Here is a 23,409-nt window from a genome sequence, read left to right as displayed (position 1 = left end):
ATCAGAGCCCGTAGCCGAGACGGATGCCGATCGTACGCGGCCGCAATGTACCGAAGCGGCTGACGAGAAACGCTTCGGGATGGATGTAGGTGATCGAGTGATCGTCGAACACATTCTCGACATAGAGCTGCGCCGAAATGTCGCCGCGCTTGAGGCCGAAGGTCAGGTTCGTGTTCACATATTCATCGGTCTTGCCAAAGGTCGACAACGGCACGGTCGGCGCGCCCGGCGTGTTCGGGAAAGAGCTGTTGTACGAGCCGACATATTGCGCGTTCACGGCGAAGTTCGCCTTGGTGTCGTTGCCGAGATCGAAACCGTAGGATGCGTAGAGCGCGCCCTGAAGCCGGGGTGCGGAGAGCCTGTGGCCGAGCACCGCGCCGGAGATCGCGGCCTCGGTCGCGCTCAGCTTGGTGATCTTCGAATCATTATACGCCGCGTTCAGGCCGATGAAGACGTCCTTGACCGGGATGATGCCCATCTCGACTTCGAAGCCCTTGCTGCGTGCCCCACCGATATTGGTGGCGAACTGCACTGAGTCCGATACGCGGTTGGCCTGTGCCTGGATATTGCTCCAGTCGATCAGATAAGCCGCCACATTGATCGTCACCAGCCCGTTGAGGAAGCGCCCCTTGGCGCCGACCTCATAGCTTTTCAGATCGTCCGAGGACGCGCCGTTGGGAATGATGATGTCGTTGGGGTTTACCAGGCTGGGACGCCCGGCGAACGCATTCACGATCGGGGCGCGGAAACCGGTGGAGAAGGTGGCATAGGTCGTCACCGACTCGGTGGGCTTGAAGCTGGCGCTCGCCTTCCAGGACGGCTTCGATCCCGATGCCTTCACACCGGCGACCGCGGCATAGGGCGTGAACTGGTTGAAGTTCACATTCCTGAAGCCGCCCAGCGCGTAATCGAAATAGTTGAAGCCCGCCGCCGTCGCGAGATACCCGCCGGCTTCGGTGAACCCCTGGGCCGAGGTACGGCCGTAGCGCATACCGCCGGTCAGCCAGAACTTGCTCGAGAAGCGATAGGTCAGCTCCCCGAAACCGGCGAGTTCTTCGCTGATCTGATGGGTATATTGTTTCTGGTAATATTGGTCGGGCAATCCGGTGAAGCCGCGTGACTGCAGGAACGGAAAGCTGGAGCGGTAGAAGTAATCGACGTCGCGGCGGCGGTGCATGTAGAAGCCCCCGACGACGAACTGGAAAGGGCCGTCCAGCGACGACACGAGCCGGGTCTCCTGCACGAAGACCTTGTCATAGCCGTTCGCATCCAGGCCGAAGGCGATCGGCGCACCGGGAAAGGACCCGCGCGGGAAGGTGCCGCCGAGGTCGACCCAGAAGCGCTGGTCGAACTTCGAATAGGTCGACGAGCTGGTCAGCTTGGCGAAATCGAACTCATAGTCGAGCGTGCCGTTGAGCACGAGCTGCTTGCCGGTGAAGCGGTCCGGCTGGTCCGAAACGCGTTTCTCGCGCCCGAGCGCAGGGCTGGTCAGCGAGGAATCCTTGGGATCGCTGTTCTCGTACGAGCCGAGCAACTTGATCGACAGCCGGTCGGTCGGCCGCCACAGCGCGACGAGGCGCCCGCCCCAGTCGATCAGCTTGTTCGAATTGTGGATGCCGGTGCCGACATTGTCGAGATAGCCGTCCTCATGGCGATAGAAGCCGACGCCGCGGATCGCGAGCTTGTCGGTCACGACGGGGATGTTGACCATCACATTATAGCGCTGGCGCACCGAATCCGACCCGGTCAGACCAATATCGACGAGCGCGGAGGTGTCGAACTCATGAAGGTTGGGGCTCTTCGTCAGGATGCGCATCGCCCCCGACAGCGAGCCGGAGCCGAACAGCGTGCCCTGCGGCCCGCGCAGGAACTCGACGCGCTCCACGTCGAACAGATTGGGATCGACCACCGTGGTGTTGCCGATGGTCGAGACCGGCAGCTCATCGATATAGACCGCGACCGAACTTTGGAGATTGGCGTTGTAGCCGTTGGTGGCGATGCCGCGCGCGGTGAAATTGTTGAAATTCTGGGTTGGACGATTGAGCACCACACCCGGCGTCTCCCGGGCGATGCCTTCGAAGCCGACGATTCCCTTCTCGGTCAGCTGTTCCTGCGAGAAGGCGGTGATGCTGAGCGGAACGTCCTGGATGCGTTCGTTGCGGCGGGTGGCGGTGACGACGATGTCGTTCGCGTCATGAGCCTCTTCCTGCGTGGCGGCCGGGGTATCGGCCTGCGGTGCGATGGCCTGTGCCAGCGCCGGCGTTGCCGATACGACGAACGCGGCGGCGCAAGCCGACGCAAGAAGAATGGCCCTCATCCTGTCTCTCCCAATCGACACCGGTCGTTAATGCCGGCTCGTTGGCAGCAGAATGCCGCGCGCCTTGCCTGGAGTCAACACTCACTCTCTAGAGTGTGAATATTAATGGGTGGAGCGCATGGGCTTGAACCAGATTGTCCTGTGCAAATTGGGGAAACATGCGACAGGGACGATCGAACGCGTCGCGCGCTCGATCGTCCGCAACAGTACCGCCATCAGGCGGGTGCCGGTGCTATCAGCGGTAGCGCCAGCCACCATGCCCGCGATAGCGGTGCTGCCAATAACGCCGACCATCCCAGTAGCCGCGGCCATGATAGAAGTTGCCGACCACGAGCGGCCCCGGCGCGACGACCACCGCGGGGCCGCGATTGGGGCGGCAATGGCCCGCCGGCCCCCGGTGATAACCCGGCCCGCATCCCTGCCTGGCATCGGCCGGCGATATCGAAACGGTGGCGGCGCCCGTGACGAGCGCGATTGCTAGAAGCGTCTTCATAATGACCTCTCGGTACTGGTTACGCTACACGCCCGATGAAGGGCGATGCGAAAACGAGCGCGGTCGGGCCGTGGTTCCGTGCTCCCCATCCGTCACGCTGCCTCGCCAGCGGCGACCACATACCGAAAATCGCGCCCATCGCGCCGACCGCCGCGGTGGACGGGATTGTCGCGCCTGTGCCAGAGCGGCCGCGAGATGTGTCGATGAAGGTGAAAAGATGAAGCTTCGGTCGCTGTTGTTTGTCCCCGGGGATCGCCCGGAACGTTTCGCCAAGGCAGCGGCGAGCGGCGCCGATGCGCTGATCCTCGATCTCGAGGATTCGGTCGCGCCGGAGAAGAAACCCGAAGCGCGCACGGCGATCGCCGCCTGGCTGAAGGACGGGCGTACCGTCCCCTGTTTCGTGCGGATCAACCCGCTCGGCAGCGGCGAGACCCGGGCCGACCTGGAGGCAATCCTCCCCGCCGCGCCCGACGGCCTCGTCCTGCCCAAGGCCGAAGGCGCCCCGTCGGTCCGCGCGCTGATCGACCTGGTCGGCGGCACGACACCGCCGATCCTGCCGATCGCCAGCGAGACCCCCGCCGCGGTATTCCAGCTCTCCACCTATGGCGAGGTCGCGGATCATCTCGCCGGCCTGACCTGGGGTGCCGAGGACCTGCCCGCCGCGATCGGCGCGACCAGCTCGCGCAACGAGGACGGCAGCTATACAGCGCCTTATGAGATGGTCCGCGCGCTCACCCTGTTCGGCGCGCATGCCGCCACCGTGGCGGCGATCGAGACTGTCTATCCCAACATCGCCGACACCGACGGCCTCGCCGCCTATGTCGCGCGCGGGCGGCGCGACGGCTTCACTGGCATGATGGCGATCCACCCGGCACAGGTCACCGCGATCAACGCCGGCTTCAGCCCGAGCGAGGCGGAGATCGCTCATGCCCATGCGGTGGTGGAGGCCTTCGCCGCCAACCCCGGCGCGGGCGCGCTCAAGCTCGACGGCAAGATGATCGACCGGCCACATCTCAACCAGGCGCTCAAGGTACTGGCCCAGGTGGAAGGCTGACGAGCGGATCGACCATGAGGCCGGATAGCGCCCGGCACCGCCGGGTCGGATCAGGTGCCCGCTGGAAATGTCATGAGGGTAGCTGACATTTTCATTCGGGCTATATTGTTTGTTTTCAGATGTTTAATTGAATATCCGCGATGACGGACCGGTTGGCCGGCCCGTCATCGCGGAATTGGCATATGAGACAGGCCGGGCGACCTCGCCCGGCACCGGCTCAGTTGCGCAGGCTGTCCGGCACGACGCCGCCATTCTCGGCGAGCTTGGCCATCACCGCCTGGTGGAGCGCGATATTTTTCTCGGCGCTGCCATCTTCCCCGCTCACGCCAAGCTCGTCCGCCAGTTGCTTCCGTGCGGAAAGGCTCGAATCGAGATCGAGCAGCTTCAGCAGGTCGACGATCGACGTCTGGTAGTTGCCGCCGCCATCGTCCTTCATCGACGCCATTTCGCTGAGCACCGCGCCGACATCGACATTCTGGGGCGCGGCAGCAGGCTCGGGCGCCGCCGCTTCGGGTGCCGCGGCGTCGGGTGCTGCCTCGGCGGGCGCAGGCTGCGGTGCGGCTGACTGATGATGGAAGATCTTGTCCATGATGTTGCCGAAAATGCCCATTGCTCTTCTCCTTCATGATGGCCGTCGCCCGGCCGGGCCGCGCGCCTCGTAGAACGGGGCCGGACGCCAAAAGGTCCGTCCCGAAGCATCGCACGAAAATTTACCGGGCGGAACGTCCTTCGCCGCCGAAGGTTGGTGCGCGGGGCGCCGCTGTGCGCGATCAACAGGAGACGGAATAATGCGCTACAAAACCATCGCGATGCTGTCGGCGGCGACGCTTGCACTCGCCGGATGCGGCCAGAAGAGCGAGACGAGCACCACCACCACGAACACCGTCTCGACCGAGGTCGGCAGCTCGATGACGGCCGGCAACGACAGTCTGGCGGCACCGTTGCCGAGCGCCGGCCAGAGCTTCGCCAACGCCGCGGCTTCAGGCGACGCGTTCGAGATCGCCGAATCGCAGCTCGCCCTGACGACATCGAAGTCGGCCGCGATCAAGTCGTTCGCGAAGAAGATGGTCGATGCGCATACCGCCTCGACCGCCAAGCTGAAGACGGCCGCCGCGAGCGCGACCCCGGCGATCACGCCGGATGCGACACTGACGGCCGACCAGCAGCAGAAGCTTGACGCGCTCAAGACGAAAACCGGCGCCGATTTCGACACAGCCTATGCCGCCGACCAGGTCGCCGCGCACCAGGCGACGCTGGATGCGGTACGCGGCTATTCGACGGCCGGCGACGTTCCCGCGCTGAAGACCTTCGCGACCGGCCTGATCCCGACCGTGACCGCGCATCTCAACATGGCGAAGGGCCTCAAGCCCTGATCCGACCCGCCTGATCTCGCTGGCGAGGCGGCGTTGCCGCCTCGCCTGCTAGACAATCCACCCTTTGATCGCCCGCGCGACATCGTCGATCGCCGCGCGGGCGAGCGGTACGTCGCGCGTCATCTGCAGGAAGCCGTGCACCGCGCCCGGCCACACCACCAGCTCGGCCGGCACCATCGCCGTCTCCAGCCGCTCGAGCAGAAACCGGCTGTCGTCCGCCACCGTATCCGCCTCAGCAACGCCCAGGAAGATCGGCGGCAGGCCGGCGAGATCGGCATATAGCGGCGTCGCCTCGACCGGCGGCGCATCCTTCGCCGGTCCGAGATAGCTTCCCCAGTACCAGGCCATCCTCTCCGCTGTCAGCCCATAGGGACCCATGCCGAAAGTCCGCGCGCTTTCCGTATCGAGCCCCGGCGCGAAGCACCCGTAAAGCAACGCGCAGCCGACCGGCATCGTCCGCCCGGCATCGCGCAGCCGGATCGCCAGCGACAGCGCCAGATTGGCCCCCGCGCTGTCCCCGGCAAAGGCGAAACGTGCCGGATCGAGCGCGTAGCGCCTGGCACGACGCTCGATCCACTCCCATGCCGCGAGGCAGTCGTCGAGCGCGGCAGGATGCGGCTGTTCGGGCGAGAGGCGATAATCGACACCGAACAGCACCGAACCGCTTTGCTGCGCCAGCAACCGCAGCATGCGATCATGCGTGTCGACGTCGCCGGCGCACCAGCCGCCGCCATGGAGATAGAAGATCGCGCCCCGCGCGGTGGCGGCGATCGGAGTATAGATGCGCAGGCGGATCAGGCCGCCCGGTCCCTGGATCCGGCGATCCTCAACGCCGCCCATCTCGGGCAGGCCATCATTGAAATAGCGTGCCGCCGCGTTCGCCCGCGCCCGCGCCTCGGCCGGCGGCAGGACCGTCACGTCGAAGGCGGGAAAACGGGCCGCCTGGGCCGCGCGCGCGGCAATGATCTCGGGATCGATCGGGATCGCCATGACAGGCGCGTAGCACGCGCCATAAGTCATGCAATAATGACAAATCGCGCCGACCGCCGTGATGGCGTTCCCACCGCGCCGAGTCCCCGGCTCGGTCAGCGGCAGTAGCGGGGCCAGCCGGGCCGAAGCCGCTGACGCGCAAGGACGCGCTGCGGGAGAACCCGGCTATGCGTTCCTCGTCGTCAGGGCGTCGCGCAACCGCTGCACCTGATCGTTGAGGGCGATCATGTCCGGTACGGTCAGCCTTGAATTCTCCAGCAGCGCGTCAGTCAGGCACGAAGTCCTGGCGCGCAATCCACGCCCCTTCGCGGTCAGGAATACCTGGACCTGGCGTTCGTCCTGCGGATTGCGCTGGCGCGATACGAAGCCGGCGGCTTCGAGCCGTTTCATCAACGGGGTGATCGTGCTCGGTTCGAGCGCGAGCCGGTCGGCGATGGCCGAGATCGTCTGGCCGTCAGCCTCCCACAACGTGCTGAGCACGAGATATTGCGGATAGGTCACCCCGAGCGAATCGAGCATCGGCTTGTAGAGCCGGTTGATCGCGATCGTCGTCGAATAGAGCGAGAAACAGAGCTGCGCGTCGAGCGGCAGCGGGTCCTTGCCGGGATCGTCCATCGGAAACCTCGTCATATCAGTTGCTTATTGCAAAAATGCATATCGCGATAAATCACCCTTTGACAAGGGGGAACCGGACTCCTATTTAATGAATATCGCGATAAAGAATATCGCGGCAACCAAATGCAAGGAGACTGACAATGACCAAGTCCAAGATGCTTCTCGCCGCCGCTGCCTCGTTCGTCCTCGGCATGGTCCCCGCCGTCGCGTCCGCCAAGGACACCGCTCCGGTCAAGTCCATCGTGCTGGTGCACGGCGGCTTCGTCGACGGGTCGGGCTGGGCCGATGTCTACAAGATCCTCAAGAAGGACGGATACAAGGTGACGATCGTCCAGAACCCGACCAACTCGCTCAAGGACGACGTCGTCGTCACCAAGCGCGCGATCGCCGCGGCCGACGGCAAGGTCATCCTGGTCGGCCATAGCTATGGCGGCGCGGTCGTCTCCGAAGCCGGCACCGACCCGAAGGTCGCCGGCCTCGTCTACATCGCCGCCTTCGCGCCGGATAAGGGCGAGTCGATCATCTCGCTGCTCGCCAACCCGGCACCCGGCGAGCCCGTGCCGCCGATCCTGGCGCCGGTCGACGGCTATCTCTTCCTCGACAAGGCCAAGTTCGCATCGTCCTTCGCCGCCGACGTGAAGCCCGAGGTCGCCAGCTTCATGGCTGAAGCGCAGGTTCCCTTCGGTGTCGACGCAGCGGGCGGCGTGGTGACCGCGCCCGCATGGCGCGAGAAGAAGAGCTGGTATCTCGTGTCGTCCAACGACAAGATGATCCCGCCCGCCGTCCAGCACCGGATGGCAGCCCGCGCCGGCTCTCAGGTCGACGAAGCGCCGGGCAGCCACGCAATCTATGTCTCGAAGCCGGCCGTGGTTGCTTCGGTCATCGAGAAGGCCGCCCGCGGATCAGCCGAATAATCCCGCTCCTCCCGAAGCAATGGCGCCGGTCTCCCCCAGGGGTCCGGCGTCATTTCGCCTTTTGTGCCGGAACGAATTGCTCGGCAACCGCCTTGGCCAGCAGGTCGGGCGGCAGCAACCCCTGGTCGAGCAGGAAATTGTTGAAGGCCAGCCGGTCGAATTTCGCCCCCAATGCCAGCTCGGTATCCATGCGGATGCGCAGGATGCGGGTATAGCCGTAGAAATAGCTGCCCGCCTGGCCCGGCGCGCGAGAGGTGTAGCGCTCGATCTCCTGCTTCGCCATCGCAGGCGAACTGACCACCTGTTCGAGCAGGATTCGCCGCGCCTCCTCCTTCGAGATCAGCCCGAGGTTGAGCATCGGATCGAGCATCGCCCGCGCCGCGCGCAACAGCCTTGCCTGAAGCGCCATCAATTGCCCGTCGAGCGGATGATAGGGCAGCGCCTCGGCCTCGGCATAAAGCGCCCAGCCTTCCACATTGACGCTGTTGAACGCGAAGTAGATCCGAGCCTGCGATACGCCGCGCTCGACCAGCGCGGTGAATTGCAGCTCGTGCCCGGGCCGCCCCTCATGCGCGGCCACGGTCCATTGCGCCGAGGGGAAGTTGAAATCGTCATAGGCGGCATCGGGACCTGAACTCGCCACGCTCAGCGGCAGGACGAAGGTGCCGCGCTCGCCCTTGTTGCCGATCAGCGGCGGCGGCTCCATGTGCGGCGCGGGCGACGCAGCCGATTCCGCCTCGCTGGCGAGCCGCATCTGCATCGGCCGGTCGGGCAGGTCGACGATATGTTCGCGCCTGATCGCTGCCTCGTTGGCGCGGATCACCTCGGCATAGCTCGCCTCGAGCCTGTCGTTCGGGATGGTCGCCTGCTTGAGCTGGCGGATGACGTCGGCATAGCTGCCGCCCTTCAGCCCCTTCTCCTTCGCGACCAGCGGCGCCAGCGCGATCATCGCGGCGCGAGTCTCGGCGAACTCGATCTCAGCCTGCTGGATCAGCAGGCGCGGATCGATATCGATGCCGAACTGCTTCAGCCGATAGGCATAGACCTCGGGCGGGAGGCGGAAATCGGCCCGTGCCAGCGGCAGCACCTCGGCACGTTCCCAGGCGGTATAGTCGGCGATCTGCTTGTCGAGCCTGGCCAGCGCCGCCTCGGCGCCGGTGATCCGGTATTTGGCGAACAGTTTCCGGATCCCCTCGGCATAGGTTCCGGCATTGGTCAGCGCATCGTCCAGCGCGACCTTGTCCGGCCCAAGCAGGCCCGGCGCCCGAGTCTCGGCGAAGCGCGCCCTGGCAAGATCAGTCAATGGCGTCGTACCCGGATAATCCCCGACATAGCGGCGCAGCAGCTCGACCGCCTTCAGACGCCGTGCGGGCGAGACCTGATCGTCGAGCACCCCCTTGATCCCGCCGAACAGCGTCCTTGGCGCATCGATCCAGGAGAGGAAATATTTCCGCCTGAGGCGCGTCCCCTCAAGATCGGAATCGACCGACCTGATCAGTATCTCCAGATCCTGCCTGACGTTCGGGTCCTTCTCGACAGCCAGCCTTTGCCTGAGCTCGGCCGTCACCTTGTCCATCGCCGCGGCGGTGCGCTCGTCAAGCCTGGGCCCAAGATCGGTCGCCAGTCCGTCAAAGGCAGTCATGCCGTTCTGCGACGCCGATTCCGGATCGAACCGTGCCTGCGCCTCCGCCACCAGCAACGCATTCCGGTTGCTGGTTTCGACCCAGGTCCTGTCGGGTGCGGCCGCCGCCAGGGGCAGGGGCATCGCAGCGAACAGAAGCAGGGGCAGGATAGCGGAACGGCGCATGTGCTGGCTTTCGAAACAGGGACAGTGGCGCCACCGCGGGGAATCCCCTGGCAGCCTTCCTGTCCATTCCTGACCCAGCGCGGCACCGACGGCAACCTGTACCCAGCGCGGGCGCCTCTGCCGGCGATTCCGAACGCCGCATTTGTATCCCTTGGCCGCCTGGGACTAAGCGCGACGGATATCCTGATCGTGAATGTCGGAGTCGCGTGGCGCTGGATCTTGTCATGACCGCCCTGGGCGCGCTGTCGGTGGGGCTGTGCGTGCTGATGTCGGCGTTCCTGCTGGCGGTGTCCGGACCATTGCGGCGTGCCAACCGGTTCCTCGCCGGCTTCCTGCTGCTCACCGCGATCGACCTGCTCGGCTGGACGATCCTGCTCTTCCCGCCCGGCTGGCAGGTCTGGTTTCCGTTGCGCCTGCCGTTCGGCTATCTGCAAATGCCGCTGCTGTGCGCCTATGTCCGTGCGCTCTGCTTTCCCGGGCAGCGCTCCAGGGCGGACATGACCGGAGGGCTTGCCGCGATCCTGTCAGCGATCTCGCTGATACCGCGCGCGCGGACGATCCTTTCCCCGGGCCTCTCCCCGGGCGGAAGCACCGATCAGTTCGTCGCGACCGGACTCGACCTGGCCGGCAACGACGTTGCACTCCACCTGCAATTCTATCTCTATCTGGCGGTCATGGCCGTGCTGCTGATGCGGTATCGCGCGCGCCGTCGGGAGACGGACGATCGCGCCGGCCAGGCCACCCTCTACTGGGTCGCCACCCTGCTCGGCATATCATTTGCCGCGCATATGATGGTCGTCGCGAAGAGCTGGGCCTGGCTCGGCGACGACCGGCAAGCCTATGCATGGCTGCAGCTTTGCACCGGCATCGTGGCAGTCGGCGTGAACTGCGCGCTCACCTTCGTCGCCCTGACCCGGCAAAGCCTGTTCGTCGGTATCGACATGCCCCCCGCCAAAGGCCGCGGTCGCCCGGTCGTACCGGGATCGGAATTCGCGACGATCGACGCCCATGCCCTCGAACGCCTGAATCGCTACATGATCGAGCAGGAGCCGTTTCTCGATCCCGCGCTGACGGTGCGCCGCCTCGCGCGCCGCACCGGCATCGCCGAGCGCGACCTGTCAGCGCTGCTCAACCGGCATCTCGGCCAGCATTTCTTCGATTTCGTGAACCAGCATCGCGTCCGCAGGGCGTCCGCGTTGCTCGCCGACCCCACCCATGCGGACAAGACCATCCTGGAGATCGCCCATGAGGCCGGGTTCAATTCGAAATCCTCCTTCAACACCGCGTTCAGCAAGCATTGCGGCGTGACCCCGACCGTGTTTCGCCGCACGGGCGCGACGGCGGTCACCGGCTGACCATCAGGATCGACGACCGACTTCGCGAAGTCGGTCGCCACCGCCCCCAGGGCGGGCGATGCCATCGGCTCCTTCGTGACGGAGCCTTCATGCCAACCCGATTCCCCAACCGGATCCTCATCGTCCTCGCGGCCCTGATGCTGCCCTGCGGACCGATCGCACTTGCGGCGCCTCCTGCCGGGTCTACCGCAACGGACCCGCGTATCGCCGCCCTGCTCGAGCCGTGGAGCAAGGCCGACGGGCCCGGCGTGCAGGTGTCGGTGATGCTCGACGGCAAGGTCGTCGGCAGCTTCGCCGCCGGCGCGGCAGACCTCGAACACCAGACCCCCGTGACACCGGATTCAGTCTTCCATGCCGCGTCGTTGTCGAAACAGGTCACCGCCTTCGCCATCCTGCTGCTCGAACAGGACGGGCTGTTGTCGATCGACGATCCGCTGACCCGCCATATCCCCGAAGCGGCGCCGCTCGGGCCGGTCACGCTGCGCCAGTTGCTGAATCACACCAGCGGCCTGCGCGACCAATATACGCTGATGGCGGCCGCCGGCTGGCGCGCCGAGGACCTGCTGACCGACGGCCAGGCGGTCGCCATGCTGCTCGCCCAGCGCGGCGCCAATTTCGCGCCCGGCACCCGATATCAATATATCAATTCCGACTATACGCTCCTCGCCGAGATCGTTCGGCGCCTGTCAGGCAAGAGCCTCGACGCCTTTTGCCGCGAGCGCATCTTCCTGCCGCTCGGCATGGAACACACCCGGTTCCAGGACGATGTGACGGCGACCATCCCGGGCCGCGCCGAATCCTATCGCCGCACGCGCACCGGCTATGCCCGGTCTCCGCTCAGCTACACGCTGACCGGCCCGACCGGGCTGGCGACCACAGCGGGCGACCTTGGGCGCTGGGCGCGGAATTTCGAAACGGCGACGATCGGCTCCACGCGCCTGTTCCGTCGCATGGAGGAACGCGGCGTGCTGCGCGACGGCACGGTCAATGCCTATGCGATCGGCCAGGAATATCGCCGCTGGCATGGTCTCGACGTCTGGATGCATGGCGGCCGGGATGCGGGGTTTCGCAGCTTCCTGCTGCGGGTGCCGGGGGAACGATTCTCGGTCGCGGTGCTGGGCAATGTCGCCGATCTCAACAGCGCCCACCTCGCCTTCGCGCTGGCCGACCTCTATCTGGCCGACCAGCCCGGTTATCGGGCCGAGCCGGCGGCGGTCCCCACCGCACCGACGCCCCGGCAACTCGCGACCTATGCCGGCGCCTATGAGCTGTTCCCCGGATTGATCTTCACGGTCTCGACCGACGGCGAGCGCCTGTTCTTCGCCCCGCTCGGCGACGACAAGCCGGTCGCCCTCCCAGCGCTGTCGGGCGACCGCTTCGCGCTCGATGCCAGGGCGGATATCGCGCTGGAATTCCCCGCGCCAGTCAAGGGCAAGGCACCGCACTTCGTGTACCGCGTCGGCATGGACGGCTTTCTCGTAGCGCCACGGATCGACCTCAAACCCTTTGCCCCGTCCAGCGCCCGGCTGGCGGACTATGCCGGCCGCTACTGGAGCGAGGAACTGAAGACCGCCTATGACCTTGTCGTGAAGGATGGCCGGCTCATCGCCCGCCACCCGCGCCGCGACGATATCGGCCTCACCCCGTATCAGCCCGACACCTTCTCAAGCCCCGAATTCTTCCTCGAACGGCTCGTCTTCGAACGCGGACCCGACGGCAGCGTCACCGGCGTGCTGATATCGGGGCCGGTCGCCGAAAACATGCGCTTCGTGCGCCAGCGCGGCGCCTGACCTTTCATGCGCCGCCGGTCGTGCCGATCCGGTCGAGCTCACCAATTACCTCCTCCGACAGCACAAGATCGGCCGCGGCGAGATTCTCGCGCAGATGCCCGGTCGAGGAAGTGCCGGGGATCAGCAGGATATTTGGCGCGCGCCGCAGCAGCCAGGCGAGCGCGACCTGCATCGGTGTCGCGCCGAGCCGCGTCGCGACGTCCGACAGGGACGAGGATTGAAGCGGCGAGAAACCGCCAAGCGGAAAGAAGGGCACATAGGCGATGCCCCTGGCCGCTAGTTCGTCGACCAGCGCGTCGTCCTCGCGGTGGACGAGGTTATACTGGTTCTGCACGCACACCACCGGCGCGATACGCTCCGCCTCCGCGACCTGCGCCGATGTCACGTTGCTCAGACCGAGATGCCGGATCAGTCCCTGGCGCTGCAGGTCGGCCAGAGTGGTGAATCGCTCGGCGATCGAACCCTCACTTGGCCCATGACCATCGCCGAGGATGCGCAGATTCACCACGTCGAGCGCTTCGACGCCAAGGTTGCGCAGATTGTCGTGCACGCCCCGGGTCAATTCCGCGGGGCTCATGGCGGGATTCCAGGACGCATCGTCACCGCGCACCGCGCCGACCTTGGTCACGATCGTCAGTGCCTCGGGATAGGGATGAAGCGCTTCGCGGATGATCTGGTTGGTGACGTGCGGGCCATAGAAATCGCTGGTATCGATATGGTTCACGCCGCTCACGATCGCTTCGCGCAGCACGGCGACTGCCGCGGCGCGGTCCCTGGGCGGGCCGAACACGCCCGGCCCCGCAAGCTGCATCGCGCCATAGCCCATGCGGTTCACGATGCGGTCGCCGAGGCGGAAGGTGGTGGTGTCGGTCATATCGGGTCTCCGGGGTTTCGCTGCGCAGGATATGCGCCTGACGTCACCGGACTATAAGACAGGACAATCGGGACAAGCCGTGCGATAATATGCACAATGGCGACCGAGCTCGACGATCTGGCGACCTTTGCCGCGGTGGTGCGCGCCGGGGGCTTTCGCGATGCGGCACGCGCCGGAACGGCGTCGGCATCGGGCCTGAGCGAAGCGATCCGCCGGCTCGAGGCACGGCTCGGCGTGCGCCTGCTCAACCGCACCACCCGCAGCGTCACGCCGACCGAGGCCGGCGCGCGCCTGTTCGAACGGCTCGGCCCGGCGCTGGGCGAGGTGGAGGCGGCGCTCGACGTGGTCAACGCCTTTCGCGACCGGCCAGCCGGCACGCTGCGGCTCAACGTGCCGGCCAATGTCGCGCGGATCGTGCTGCCGTCGATCGTGACGCCGTTCCTCAAGGCCTATCCGGAGATCCGCCTCGAGGTGACGAGCGAGGATGGCTTCATCGACATCCTCGCCACCGGCCACGACGCCGGCATCCGCTATGACGAGCGGCTGGAGCAGGATATGATCGCGGTGCCGATCGGCCCGCGTTTCCAGTGCATCGCCACCGCCGCCGCGCCCGCCTATCTCGCGGCATATGGCCGGCCGGATCATCCGCGCGACCTGCTCGACCATGCCTGCATGCGCGGGCGCTTCTCCAGCGGGCGGATCGCCGTCTGGGAATTCGAGCGCGACGGGGAGATCGTGCGGATCGACCCGGCCGGGCCGCTGCTGATCCAGCCGGGTGCCTCGGCCGACCTGCTGGTCGATGCGGCGATCGGCGGGCTGGGCATCGTCCATCTGTTCGAGGACTGGCTCAAGCCGCATCTCGACAATGGCGCGCTGGTGCCGGTGCTCGAGCCGTGGTGGCAGCGCTTCACCGGCCCGTTCCTTTATTATCCCGGCCGCCGTTACCTGCCCGCGCCGCTCCGCGCGTTCGTGGATTTCATCAGAGACCGGCCCGGCTGACCTGCCTCCCTGCCCCTGCCCGGCGTCCATTCCGGCGGGCGATGGGACGGGACGTGCATTAGGCTGCTTCCCGCGCTTGATCTCTCGCCCGCCGAAGCCGACATTGCGTTCGAACCGCGACACCTAGCGAGATGACGACCCGATATGACCAACCTGTTCCACTCCTTCGACCCTGCCACCGGTGAAATGGTCTGGTCCGGCCCCGAGACGAGCGCGGCCGATTGCGCCGCCGCCGTCGCGACGGCGCGCGCCGCCTTTGACGGCTGGTCGGCGACGACGGTGGAAGAGCGAATCGCGTTCGTCCATCGCTACCGCGACGCGCTGAAGGAGGACGGCGAGGCCATCGCCGCGGCGATCTCGCGCGAAACCGGCAAGGCGCTGTGGGAGACGAGGACCGAGCTCGCCTCGATGATCGGTAAGGTCGACCTGTCGGTCGCCGCCCATGCCGAGCGCACCGGCAGCCGCGAACAGGATGCGCCGTTCGGCCGAGCGGTGCTGCGCCATCGCCCGCACGGCGTGATGGTGGTGCTTGGGCCGTATAATTTCCCCGGCCACCTGCCCAACGGCCATATCGTGCCCGCATTGCTGGCGGGCAACACGATCCTGTTCAAGCCGTCCGAGGAGACTCCTCTCGTCGGAGAGCTGATCGGCGCGGCGATGCGCAAGGCCGGGCTGCCCGAGGGCGTGTTCACCGTCGTCCAGGGTGGCCGCGACACCGGCGCTGCCCTGATCGCCGAAGATATCGACGGGCTGCTGTTCACCGGATCGGCTGGCGCCGGCGCTCATTTCAGCCGCATCTTCGCCGACCGGCCCAAGGTGATCCTTGCGCTCGAACTGGGCGGCAACAATCCGCTGATCGCCTGGGACGGCGATCCGGCAGCGATCGCCTCGATCGTCGTCGCGTCAGCGTTCATCACCACCGGCCAGCGCTGCTCCTGCGCGCGCCGCCTGATCGTGCCCGAGGGGGCGAAGGGCGAGGCGATCGTCGCCGCGGTCGCCGCCCTGTCCGACCGGATCACGATCGGCGCGTGGGACGACACGCCGGAGCCTTTCATGGGCCCGCTGATCTCCCCCGGGGCGGCGGCACGCGTGTCGCTCCAGGCCGAGGAACTGATGAAGCTCGGCGCGCAGGCGATCCGTCCGTTCGAGGGCCGACCCGGCCGGTCGACCGCGTTCGTCGGCCCGACGATCCTCGACGTGACCGGGGTCGACGTGCCGGACCAAGAGATTTTCGGCCCGGTGCTCCAGGTGACGCGCGTGGCCGATTTCGACGCCGCCATCGCCGCGGCCAACGCCACCCGCTTCGGCCTGTCGGCCGGGCTGATCAGCGACGATGACTCGCTATGGGACCGGTTCAAGAGCCATATTCGCGCTGGCGTGGTCAACCGCAACCGCCCGACCACGGGCGCTGCCGGATCAATGCCGTTCGGCGGCCTCGGCGCCTCGGGCAATCATCGCCCGAGCGCCTACTACGCCGCGGACTATTGCGCCTATCCGGTCGCGAGCTTCGAGGCGGACCGGGTGGCCGACCAGGTGCACGACCTGCGGGGTATCCGCGACTGAGAGCGATGGCCGTTACCGTCCGGTAGCGGCCATGAGCCCCTCTCCGGCTCAGCCGCGCGCGCCGCGGCTCGTTCCGATCTCTCGGGGGATGGTGTCGGCGGCACCGCGCGTGCAGGATCGCGATGCCAGAGTTCGCGGTCGCAGAGTGGGGGGAGGAACCGATGCGCTATGTCCGGATGCCGATCGAGGTCGAGTCACCCGAGGAATATGGCTATGGCCGGATCCGCTACAATCTTTCCGAAAGCTCGGTCGCTGACCGAAGCCTGGCCGACCTTGGCCTGACCATTCCCGACCTGACCCTGCTCTATGGCGAGCATCGCGGCGGCGCGACGCTGCGGCGCCTGATCGCCGAGGCAAGCGGTGGGATCGAGGCCGACGACATCCTCGTCACCGTCGGCGCGGCCGGGGCATTGTTCATCATCGCCACCGCCCTGCTCGGCACGGACGATCACCTCGTCGTGATCAGGCCGAACTATGCGACAAACCTGGAGACGCCCCGCGCGATCGGCTGCAAGGTCACCCATGTCGACCTCGACTTCGAGACCGGCTTCCGCATCGATCCCGCCGCCATCGTCGCCGCGATCACGCCGCAGACCCGGATCATCAGCATCACCACCCCGCACAACCCGACCGGCACGATGCTGGCCGAGGTCGAACTGCACGAACTGGTCGCGCTGGCGAAGAAGCGCGGCTGTATCCTGCTGGTCGACGAGACCTATCGCGACCTGTCGCTTGACGGCACGCTGCCGCTGGCCGCCTCCCTCGGCGACCATGTCATCAGCGTTGCGTCGCTCTCCAAGGCCTATGGCGTGCCCGGCATCAGGATCGGCTGGATCGTCTGCAGGGACCCGGCGCTGCAGGAACGATTCCTCGCCGCCAAGGAACAGATCAGCATCTGCGGCAGCGTGATCGACGAATGGGTCGGCGAGCAGATCCTGTCGCGTCGCGACGATATTCTTCAGCCAGTGCTGGCCGAGATGCGCCGCCGCCTGGCCCGGATAACCGAATGGATGGCGGGCGAAAACCTGCTTGAATGGGTCGCGCCCAGGGGCGGCGTCGTCTGCTTCCCCCGCATGCGCCAGGAACCGCCCGGCGGCGTCGAGGCCTTCTACAAACGCCTGCTCGAGGAGCATGGCTGCTATGTCGGCCCGGGCCACTGGTTCGAGCGACCCGACACCTGTTTCCGCCTCGGCTATGGCTGGCCGACCGCCGAGGAACTGGAGGGCGGGCTCAAGGGCATCTCGGCAGCGTTGCGCGGCTAGGCCAGTGCTCGTCTCTCGCGACGAGGACGGCACCATCAGCCTATAGGCTCACCGTGGCAGTATTGCTGCGACGCCCCACCGTTGTCATGAGGCGCGGGCCCTCAGGCGTCGGCGAGTTCGGGCCGAGCGCGCGCCGCCGGAACGCCGGGGAACTCGACGACATGATCGGCCATGCCAACCACGTCGCAAGTGTCGAAACGGTGGCCGGTGCGATCCAGCGTCAGCCGGGCGAGACCGGCCAGACGAGCGCCACCATCTTCCGTTCCGCCGTGCTCGACGACCGCGACCGAGGGCAGCCAGTCGATGCCGATACCCTCAGTGGGCCGATCATTGACCTGATGGACATGGCCCTGTGCGACGAAGCGGAGGTCATGGCCGTCGAAAAGCGCCTCAAGGCCCCGCCGCGTATCGCGCGAGACATCGCCATCGACCGTCTTGAACCACGGCTTGTTCAGGAACAGGCCGATCGGGCCCGCGCTCGCATCGAGCACACCGCCCAGCCACGCCATTTGCGGGCTGTCGGGATCAGTGTCGAACGAGGCCGGGTTGACGCCGATCAGCGTCCAGCCGCTGGTGCGATGAACCCAGTTGTCCTGTCCGAAGGTAGCGTGGAACCGTGCAAGCATGTCGGTCCGGTCAGCTGCTATTTCGCCGAGGTGAATCATGCGGTTCGCTCCCGTAACATCAAGACGATCGCGGTCTCGCCTCTGGCGGGAACACTGGCGATCGTCTGGGAATTCTACCGGCAATCAATGCAGCTTTGATGACGTTATCGTTGCGATTCGGCGTCAGGCCGACCAGGCGGCGATATCGTCCTGCTGCCCGATCAGGGCGAGGCCATGGGCGATCGAGGTCAGCTCGTCGCCCGAGCTGATCGCCGCATCGCCGAAGCGCCGCGAGAACAGCGCGCGGACGGCGGGGATCAGCGACGAACCGCCGGTCAGGAATACCCGGTCGATGCCGTCCGCGCCAAGCCCGGCCGCGGACAGCGCACGATCGACGGTCGCGTCGATGCGGCGCAGATCCTCGGCGATCCAGGCTTCGAACTCGGACCGCGCGACGTCCGCCTCGACCTCGAGCCCGGCGCCCGCAAAATGGAAATGAGCGTGGTCGTCGGTGGACAGGCTCCGCTTCAGACGACCGACCGCGTCATATAGGGGGAAACCAAGCTCGTTCTCGATCAGCGCGATCATCCGCCCGATCGCCGCTGGATCGATCGCCGAGCGCTGAAGCCGGTTCAGCTCCTCAAGCGTGCGGCGATTGCGCATCAGCGCGAGCCGCGACCAGTCAGCGAAATCATTGAAATAGCCGCCGGGGATATCGAGCACCTTGTCGAACGAACGATAGCTGCCGCCCTTGCCGAGCATCGGCAGAACCAGCCGGTCGACGATGCGCTGGTCGAAACGATCGCCCGCGATGCCGATGCCGGCATGGCCGAGCGGCACGCAGCGCTTGGCCGCCCCCGGCTCCGCCACGCGCACCACGGAGAAGTCGCTGGTGCCGCCGCCAAAGTCGGCGACGAGGATCGTGGCCGGTTCCTCAAGCCGCGTCGCATGGCTGAACGCCGCACCGAGCGGTTCATAGACATAGTGGATCTCGGCGCCGAAACCGTCGAACATCGCGTCATAGCGTTGCCGGGCGAGCGCGACATCGGGCCGCGCGCCGGCATATTCTACCGGACGCCCGACGATGACTCGCTGGGGCCTGACATCCAGGCCGCCCCCGGCATGCGCCGCGAGCTTTTGGAGGAACAGCCGCCCAAGCTCTTCGAAGCGGTAGCGCTTCTCGAACACCGAGGCATGTTCGAACACCGCGCTGGCCGCGACCGACTTGAACGACTGGATGAACCGCGTGTCCTGCGGGTAATCCAGATATTCGGCGATAGCCCAGGGCCCCGCCTCGACCGCCAGGCCGCCCCGCACATCATCGTCATGCCAGAAGCACAGCGCCGACCGGAACACCGCGCCGCGTTCCTCGGGGCCATCGAACTCGACCAGCGTCGCGCCCGCATCAGCACCCGCCCGCGCGAGCACGCTGTTGGTGGTCCCGAAATCCAGGCCGATCGCGGTGCCTGCGGCAACATGTTCCATTGCCGACCTCCGATTCAGCACACAAAGGGGGCGCCTATGCCGCCTTGCGCATGATCGGGGCAAGCCTTGTTATCAGTACGTCGGCCTTCGCCGCCACGGCACAGGCCCAGCCAAAGTCTTGCAACTGCGAGTCGTTTGCGTTATCGCGACTCACTCTCAATTCGAGCCGGGGCCGTCCGCCAGTAATGACTATCCAGGCCGCGCGGCAGAAGCCACGGCGCAAGACCTTCTGGCTCAAGCAGCTTCACACCTGGCACTGGATAAGCTCAGCGGTCAGCCTTGTCGGGCTCCTGCTGTTCGCCGTCACCGGATTCACGCTGAACCACGCGGCCGATATCGAAGCCAAACCGACGGTCGTCGCAAAGGCCGCGGCGCTGCCAGCGCCGCTGCTGCGCGCCGTCGCCCCGGTCGAGGGCCCCGACGTCAAGAAACCCCTCCCGCCCGAGGTGGCGACTTGGGTCGAGGCGCATTTCCCCGCCAGCGCGCGCGGCGACGCCGAATGGTCAGCCGACGAAATCTATCTGGCGCTGCCCCGGCCCGGCGGCGACGGCTGGGTTTCGATCAACCGGGCATCAGGCGCGGTGACGTCGGAATTCACCGATCGTGGCTGGATCTCGTATCTCAACGACCTTCACAAGGGGCGCAACTCGGGCGCCGCGTGGAAATGGTTCATCGACATCTTCGCCTTTGCCTGCCTCGTCTTCGCACTGACCGGGCTGGTCCTGCTCCAGCTCCACGCGGCCAAGCGCCCGATCACCTGGCCGCTCGTCGCCCTCGGCCTCGCCATTCCGGCTGGCCTCGCCATCTTCTTCATCCACTGATCCATCGGGAGTTCCGTCAATGCAGCTCAGCCATCGCCTGATCCTCACCGGCATTCCCGTCGCCGGGCTGGCCGCGGGCACGCCCGCCTTCGCCCAGACGATCGACGTCGTCGTCACCGTGCCGCGCCTGTCGGTCGCCGAATATCACCGCCCCTATGTGGCGATCTTCGTCGAGGGCAATGGCGCCCCGGCCAGGACATTATCGGTCTGGTACGACGTGAAAAAGGCGAAGAACGAAGGCCGCAAATGGCTGAACGAGGTGCGGTCCTGGTGGCGCGCCTCCGGCCGTACCAACGCCTTCGTCGCCGACGGCACATCGGGCGCGACGCGCGCGCCCGGCGTCCAGGCGCTGAGCTTCAACGCCGCCAAGCTCGGGCTCAAGCCGGGCGAATACACCCTGGTCGTCGAAGCCGCGCGCGAGACCGGCGGGCGCGAGGTCCTGCGCCTTCCCTTCGCCTGGCCGGCCAAGCCGGGCCAGACAGCCCGCGCCACCGGCAAGACCGAGCTCGGCGCCGTCTCCGTCACCTTCAAGCCCTGATCATAATCGCTCCGGAAGGATCCGCCCATGAAGACCCTCCACAAACTGCTTGCCGCCGCCGTCTGCACGGCCGCGATCGCCGCGCCGCTGCAGGCGCATCGCCTCTGGATGCTGCCTTCGACCACGATCGTATCGGGTGACGATGACTGGATCACGTTCGACGCCGCCGCGTCGAACGACCTGTTCTTCCCCGACCACCAGCCGCTGCGCGCCGAGCCAGCGGTGGTCCAGCCCGACGGCACGCCGGGCAAGGTCGAGCATATGAACATCGGCCAGTACCGGGCGAATTTCGACCTGCACATGACCCAGAAGGGCACCTACAAGATCGTGATCCAGAATGCCGGGATCATGGGCAGCTTCAAGGTCAACGGCGTAGAGCAGCGCCTGCCGCGCGGCACCACCGCCGACAAGCTGGCCACCGCCGTGCCGGCCGGCGCGACCGACGTGAAGCTGGGCGAATCGATCAGCCGCAACGAGGTGTTCGTCACATCAGGCGCGCCGACCGACACCGTGCTCAAGCCGACCGGCCAGGGCCTCGAGCTGGTCCCCGTCACTCATCCCAACGACCTGGTGGCCGGCGAGCCGGCGACATTCAAGCTGATCGCCGACGGCAAGCCGGCCGCGAATATCGCCGTCACCGTCATCCCCGGCGGCAGCCGTTATCGCACCTCGGTCAACGAGATCGCGCTGAAGACCGACGCCCAGGGGCAGGTCGCGATCACCTGGCCGGGCGCCGGCATGTACTGGATGTCAGCATCGACCACCGCGCCGAGCACCGTCATCCCGGACGGCGAGAAGCGGATGAGCTACACTACCGTGCTTGAGGTGCTGCAACCCTGATGACAGGGGCGCCTCGGGTCGCGGTGCCGTTGCACGTCTCGCCCGAGTCGTTCCGGCGACGCGACGCCGGGGCGACGATCACCCTGTTCGGCGGCGACACGATGGGGACGAGCTGGTCGGCGCGGGTCGTCTCCTCGCGACCGGGCAGTGACATACGCTCGGCAATCAGGCGCGCGCTGGACGGCGTGATCGCCGAGATGAGCAACTGGGAACCGGATTCCGACCTGTCGCGGTTCAACCGCGCGCCGCCCGGCCTGTGGCAGGAGCTTCCGGCCGATCTCCTCCGAGTGCTCGACGCGGGGCTGGCCGTCGCCCGCGCCAGTAGCGGAGCCTTTGATCCGACAGCGGGTGCGCTGGTCGACCTGTGGGGTTTCGGGCCGGCGGGGCGGGGCGACCTTCCGGCGGAAACCGAGGTGATGGCCGCATCGGTCGGCTGGCGGAAGCTGGAGATTTCCGAAACGCGCGCGCGGCGAACCGCCGATGTGCGGCTCGACCTGTCGGGTATCGCCAAGGGGTTCGGGGTCGACGCGCTGGCCCGCGCGCTGCACGGCCTCGGCGCCGGCGATTTCCTCGCGGAGATTGGCGGCGAGCTGGTAGGAGCAGGCGTAAAGCCGGACGGCGAACCGTGGTGGGTCGAGCTTGAAGCACCGCCCGGTGCAAGAATCGCCCCCTTGCGCGTGGCATTGCATGATCTCGCCGTTGCCACCTCGGGCGATTACCGGCGTTTCTTCGAAACAGGCGGGCGACGCTACGCCCATAGCATCGACCCGCGGACCCGCCGCCCCGTGGCCAACGGCGTCGCCGCGGTCACCGTACTGAACCCGAGCTGCATGCTGGCCGATGCGTGGGCGACGGCATTGACGGTACTCGGGCCGGAAGAGGGCCTGGAATTGGCCGTCCGCGAGGGTCTTGCCGCACGTTTCATCGTGCGGGACGCCTCCGGATATCGGGAAATCCTGTCGCCTGCGCTGGACGAGATGCTCGGCTAAGGCCCCGCCCTCAGGCGTCGGCCCAGCGGCGCAGCAGATTGTGATAGACTCCCGTCAACTGTACCACCGCGGCGTCGTCCTGCCCCCGATCGCCCGCGACCGCCTGCACCGCGGAATCCAGATCGAACAGGATATTGCGTGCGCTCTCGTCGCGCACCATCGACTGAATCCAGAAGAAGGACGCCACGCGGGTGCCCCGGGTGACCGGCGTCACATGATGGCGGCTCGAGGCAGGATAGAGCACCATATGGCCGGCGGGCAGCTTGACCTTCTGCTCGCCGAACTGCCCCTCGATCACTAGTTCGCCGCCGTCATAGCTCCCCGGATCGGCGAGGAAGAGCGTTGCCGAAAGATCGCTGCGGATACGGAAATCGCTGCCGCGCCTGATACGGATCGCATTGTCGACATGCGTATCGAAGGCCTGCCCCCCGGCGTAGCGATTGAACAGGGGCGGGAAGACCTTGAGCGGCAGGGCAGCCGCGACGAACAGGGGCGACGCGGCGAGCGCATCGAGCACCATCGCCCCGGCACGGCGCGCGGCGTCCGAATCCTCGGGCAGTTGTTCGTTGCGCTTGGCAAGGGCCGACTGATGCCCCGACGTCACATTGCCGTCGACCCAGGCAGCCGCATCGATGATCCCGCGCATTCCGGCAAGCTGATCGGGCGAGAGCAGGTCGGGAATGGCGATCAGCATCGCGCGGGGCCGCGTCGGATGGGTGTGGTTG

General features: G+C 66.5%; 22 protein-coding genes. 12 read left to right on the top strand and 10 right to left on the bottom strand.

Translation table 11 applies throughout. The features are described 5' to 3' along the window. Position 1: 1 nt before the first annotated feature. Both P0Y59_22470 and P0Y59_22465 read right to left on the bottom strand, forming a co-directional pair. The gene (locus tag P0Y59_22470) at positions 2-2,317 is read right to left on the bottom strand and encodes a TonB-dependent receptor (protein ID WEJ99638.1); all 2,316 of its coding nucleotides are present in this window, start codon (positions 2,315-2,317) and stop codon (positions 2-4) included. Positions 2,318-2,552: 235 nt separating this feature from the next. Then, a complete protein-coding gene (locus P0Y59_22465) occupies positions 2,553-2,810 on the bottom strand; it encodes a hypothetical protein (protein ID WEJ99637.1) in 258 nt (85 codons plus the stop codon). Between the two features lie 217 nt (positions 2,811-3,027). On the opposite strand from P0Y59_22465, the gene P0Y59_22460 reads away from it, so the two are divergent. Then, positions 3,028-3,864, top strand: a complete 837-nt coding sequence (locus P0Y59_22460) for a CoA ester lyase (GenBank protein WEJ99636.1) — start codon at positions 3,028-3,030, stop codon at positions 3,862-3,864. 217 nt (positions 3,865-4,081) lie between these two features. Here the strand turns inward: P0Y59_22460 and P0Y59_22455 are convergent, their stop codons facing one another. After that, entirely contained in the window at positions 4,082-4,474 is a 393-nt protein-coding gene (locus P0Y59_22455; protein ID WEJ99635.1) for a DUF3597 family protein, read from the bottom strand. 178 nt (positions 4,475-4,652) lie between these two features. Between P0Y59_22455 and P0Y59_22450 the strand changes: the two genes are divergently transcribed. Then, positions 4,653-5,237 (top strand): DUF4142 domain-containing protein, encoded by a 585-nt coding sequence (locus P0Y59_22450; GenBank protein ID WEJ99634.1) that lies wholly within the window; start codon positions 4,653-4,655, stop codon positions 5,235-5,237. A 48-nt stretch (positions 5,238-5,285) separates the two neighbouring features. On the opposite strand, the gene P0Y59_22445 is transcribed toward P0Y59_22450, so the two are convergent. Further along, entirely contained in the window at positions 5,286-6,227 is a 942-nt protein-coding gene (locus P0Y59_22445) for an alpha/beta hydrolase (GenBank protein WEJ99633.1), read from the bottom strand. Between the two features lie 165 nt (positions 6,228-6,392). Beyond that, positions 6,393-6,857, bottom strand: coding sequence for a MarR family transcriptional regulator (locus P0Y59_22440; GenBank protein WEJ99632.1), 465 nt, complete (start codon positions 6,855-6,857; stop codon positions 6,393-6,395). 125 nt (positions 6,858-6,982) lie between these two features. Between P0Y59_22440 and P0Y59_22435 the strand changes: the two genes are divergently transcribed. Next, positions 6,983-7,756, top strand: a complete 774-nt coding sequence (locus P0Y59_22435) for an alpha/beta hydrolase (GenBank protein WEJ99631.1) — start codon at positions 6,983-6,985, stop codon at positions 7,754-7,756. 49 nt (positions 7,757-7,805) lie between these two features. On the opposite strand, the gene P0Y59_22430 is transcribed toward P0Y59_22435, so the two are convergent. Beyond that, the gene (locus tag P0Y59_22430) at positions 7,806-9,563 is read right to left on the bottom strand and encodes a DUF885 domain-containing protein (GenBank protein ID WEJ99630.1); all 1,758 of its coding nucleotides are present in this window, start codon (positions 9,561-9,563) and stop codon (positions 7,806-7,808) included. Positions 9,564-9,787: 224 nt separating this feature from the next. Between P0Y59_22430 and P0Y59_22425 the strand changes: the two genes are divergently transcribed. Continuing rightward, positions 9,788-10,918, top strand: coding sequence for a helix-turn-helix domain-containing protein (locus P0Y59_22425; protein ID WEJ99629.1), 1,131 nt, complete (start codon positions 9,788-9,790; stop codon positions 10,916-10,918). Between the two features lie 89 nt (positions 10,919-11,007). Further along, positions 11,008-12,708, top strand: a complete 1,701-nt coding sequence (locus P0Y59_22420) for a serine hydrolase (GenBank protein WEJ99628.1) — start codon at positions 11,008-11,010, stop codon at positions 12,706-12,708. A 4-nt stretch (positions 12,709-12,712) separates the two neighbouring features. On the opposite strand, the gene P0Y59_22415 is transcribed toward P0Y59_22420, so the two are convergent. Next, entirely contained in the window at positions 12,713-13,582 is an 870-nt protein-coding gene (locus tag P0Y59_22415; GenBank protein WEJ99627.1) for an aldo/keto reductase family oxidoreductase, read from the bottom strand. A gap of 96 nt (positions 13,583-13,678) precedes the next feature. Between P0Y59_22415 and P0Y59_22410 the strand changes: the two genes are divergently transcribed. From P0Y59_22410 to P0Y59_22400, 3 genes are all read left to right on the top strand, one after another. Then, entirely contained in the window at positions 13,679-14,581 is a 903-nt protein-coding gene (locus P0Y59_22410) for a LysR family transcriptional regulator (protein ID WEJ99626.1), read from the top strand. 144 nt (positions 14,582-14,725) lie between these two features. Further along, a complete protein-coding gene (astD, locus tag P0Y59_22405) occupies positions 14,726-16,144 on the top strand; it encodes a succinylglutamate-semialdehyde dehydrogenase (GenBank protein WEJ99625.1) in 1,419 nt (472 codons plus the stop codon). Positions 16,145-16,305: 161 nt separating this feature from the next. Continuing rightward, complete coding sequence (locus tag P0Y59_22400; protein WEJ99624.1) at positions 16,306-17,406, top strand: pyridoxal phosphate-dependent aminotransferase; 1,101 nt, start codon at positions 16,306-16,308, stop codon at positions 17,404-17,406. A gap of 101 nt (positions 17,407-17,507) precedes the next feature. On the opposite strand, the gene P0Y59_22395 is transcribed toward P0Y59_22400, so the two are convergent. Next, the gene (locus P0Y59_22395) at positions 17,508-18,071 is read right to left on the bottom strand and encodes a hypothetical protein (protein ID WEJ99623.1); all 564 of its coding nucleotides are present in this window, start codon (positions 18,069-18,071) and stop codon (positions 17,508-17,510) included. Between the two features lie 123 nt (positions 18,072-18,194). Further along, a complete protein-coding gene (locus P0Y59_22390; protein WEJ99622.1) occupies positions 18,195-19,496 on the bottom strand; it encodes an Hsp70 family protein in 1,302 nt (433 codons plus the stop codon). A gap of 185 nt (positions 19,497-19,681) precedes the next feature. Here P0Y59_22390 and P0Y59_22385 point away from each other — a divergent pair, with 185 nt between their 5' ends. From P0Y59_22385 to P0Y59_22370, 4 genes are all read left to right on the top strand, one after another. Further along, positions 19,682-20,317 carry a PepSY-associated TM helix domain-containing protein gene (locus P0Y59_22385; protein ID WEJ99621.1) on the top strand — a complete coding sequence of 212 codons (636 nt, stop codon included), beginning with the start codon at positions 19,682-19,684 and terminating at the stop codon, positions 20,315-20,317. A 19-nt stretch (positions 20,318-20,336) separates the two neighbouring features. Next, the gene (locus tag P0Y59_22380) at positions 20,337-20,855 is read left to right on the top strand and encodes a DUF2271 domain-containing protein (protein ID WEJ99620.1); all 519 of its coding nucleotides are present in this window, start codon (positions 20,337-20,339) and stop codon (positions 20,853-20,855) included. A gap of 27 nt (positions 20,856-20,882) precedes the next feature. After that, positions 20,883-21,695 (top strand): DUF4198 domain-containing protein, encoded by an 813-nt coding sequence (locus P0Y59_22375; GenBank protein ID WEJ99619.1) that lies wholly within the window; start codon positions 20,883-20,885, stop codon positions 21,693-21,695. Positions 21,696-21,796: 101 nt separating this feature from the next. Further along, positions 21,797-22,684 (top strand): FAD:protein FMN transferase, encoded by an 888-nt coding sequence (locus P0Y59_22370; protein ID WEK02658.1) that lies wholly within the window; start codon positions 21,797-21,799, stop codon positions 22,682-22,684. A 10-nt stretch (positions 22,685-22,694) separates the two neighbouring features. Here P0Y59_22370 and P0Y59_22365 read toward each other — a convergent pair whose 3' ends face one another. Further along, positions 22,695-23,378: a Fe2+-dependent dioxygenase gene (locus P0Y59_22365; GenBank protein WEJ99618.1), complete on the bottom strand. Its 684-nt coding sequence runs from the start codon at positions 23,376-23,378 to the stop codon at positions 22,695-22,697. Positions 23,379-23,409: the final 31 nt, after the last annotated feature.

It is taken from the genome of Candidatus Sphingomonas phytovorans (assembly GCA_029202385.1).
Classification (GTDB): domain Bacteria; phylum Pseudomonadota; class Alphaproteobacteria; order Sphingomonadales; family Sphingomonadaceae; genus Sphingomonas; species Sphingomonas phytovorans.
The sequence above is the reverse complement of the archived record's forward strand: the minus strand, read 5'-3'. Positions and strand labels throughout refer to the sequence as shown.

What these genes read in the sequence shown, in the direction of transcription:
- P0Y59_22470 (WEJ99638.1), bottom strand. Translation starts at nt 2,317, where the DNA reads ATGAGGGCCATTCTTCTTGCGTCGGCTTGCGCCGCCGCGTTCGTCGTA.
- P0Y59_22465 (WEJ99637.1), bottom strand. Translation starts at nt 2,810, where the DNA reads ATGAAGACGCTTCTAGCAATCGCGCTCGTCACGGGCGCCGCCACCGTT.
- P0Y59_22460 (WEJ99636.1), top strand. Translation starts at nt 3,028, where the DNA reads ATGAAGCTTCGGTCGCTGTTGTTTGTCCCCGGGGATCGCCCGGAACGT.
- P0Y59_22455 (WEJ99635.1), bottom strand. Translation starts at nt 4,474, where the DNA reads ATGGGCATTTTCGGCAACATCATGGACAAGATCTTCCATCATCAGTCA.
- P0Y59_22450 (WEJ99634.1), top strand. Translation starts at nt 4,653, where the DNA reads ATGCGCTACAAAACCATCGCGATGCTGTCGGCGGCGACGCTTGCACTC.
- P0Y59_22445 (WEJ99633.1), bottom strand. Translation starts at nt 6,227, where the DNA reads ATGGCGATCCCGATCGATCCCGAGATCATTGCCGCGCGCGCGGCCCAG.
- P0Y59_22440 (WEJ99632.1), bottom strand. Translation starts at nt 6,857, where the DNA reads ATGACGAGGTTTCCGATGGACGATCCCGGCAAGGACCCGCTGCCGCTC.
- P0Y59_22435 (WEJ99631.1), top strand. Translation starts at nt 6,983, where the DNA reads ATGACCAAGTCCAAGATGCTTCTCGCCGCCGCTGCCTCGTTCGTCCTC.
- P0Y59_22430 (WEJ99630.1), bottom strand. Translation starts at nt 9,563, where the DNA reads ATGCGCCGTTCCGCTATCCTGCCCCTGCTTCTGTTCGCTGCGATGCCC.
- P0Y59_22425 (WEJ99629.1), top strand. Translation starts at nt 9,788, where the DNA reads ATGACCGCCCTGGGCGCGCTGTCGGTGGGGCTGTGCGTGCTGATGTCG.
- P0Y59_22420 (WEJ99628.1), top strand. Translation starts at nt 11,008, where the DNA reads ATGCCAACCCGATTCCCCAACCGGATCCTCATCGTCCTCGCGGCCCTG.
- P0Y59_22415 (WEJ99627.1), bottom strand. Translation starts at nt 13,582, where the DNA reads ATGACCGACACCACCACCTTCCGCCTCGGCGACCGCATCGTGAACCGC.
- P0Y59_22410 (WEJ99626.1), top strand. Translation starts at nt 13,679, where the DNA reads ATGGCGACCGAGCTCGACGATCTGGCGACCTTTGCCGCGGTGGTGCGC.
- astD (WEJ99625.1), top strand. Translation starts at nt 14,726, where the DNA reads ATGACCAACCTGTTCCACTCCTTCGACCCTGCCACCGGTGAAATGGTC.
- P0Y59_22400 (WEJ99624.1), top strand. Translation starts at nt 16,306, where the DNA reads ATGCGCTATGTCCGGATGCCGATCGAGGTCGAGTCACCCGAGGAATAT.
- P0Y59_22395 (WEJ99623.1), bottom strand. Translation starts at nt 18,071, where the DNA reads ATGATTCACCTCGGCGAAATAGCAGCTGACCGGACCGACATGCTTGCA.
- P0Y59_22390 (WEJ99622.1), bottom strand. Translation starts at nt 19,496, where the DNA reads ATGGAACATGTTGCCGCAGGCACCGCGATCGGCCTGGATTTCGGGACC.
- P0Y59_22385 (WEJ99621.1), top strand. Translation starts at nt 19,682, where the DNA reads ATGACTATCCAGGCCGCGCGGCAGAAGCCACGGCGCAAGACCTTCTGG.
- P0Y59_22380 (WEJ99620.1), top strand. Translation starts at nt 20,337, where the DNA reads ATGCAGCTCAGCCATCGCCTGATCCTCACCGGCATTCCCGTCGCCGGG.
- P0Y59_22375 (WEJ99619.1), top strand. Translation starts at nt 20,883, where the DNA reads ATGAAGACCCTCCACAAACTGCTTGCCGCCGCCGTCTGCACGGCCGCG.
- P0Y59_22370 (WEK02658.1), top strand. Translation starts at nt 21,797, where the DNA reads ATGGGGACGAGCTGGTCGGCGCGGGTCGTCTCCTCGCGACCGGGCAGT.
- P0Y59_22365 (WEJ99618.1), bottom strand. Translation starts at nt 23,378, where the DNA reads ATGCTGATCGCCATTCCCGACCTGCTCTCGCCCGATCAGCTTGCCGGA.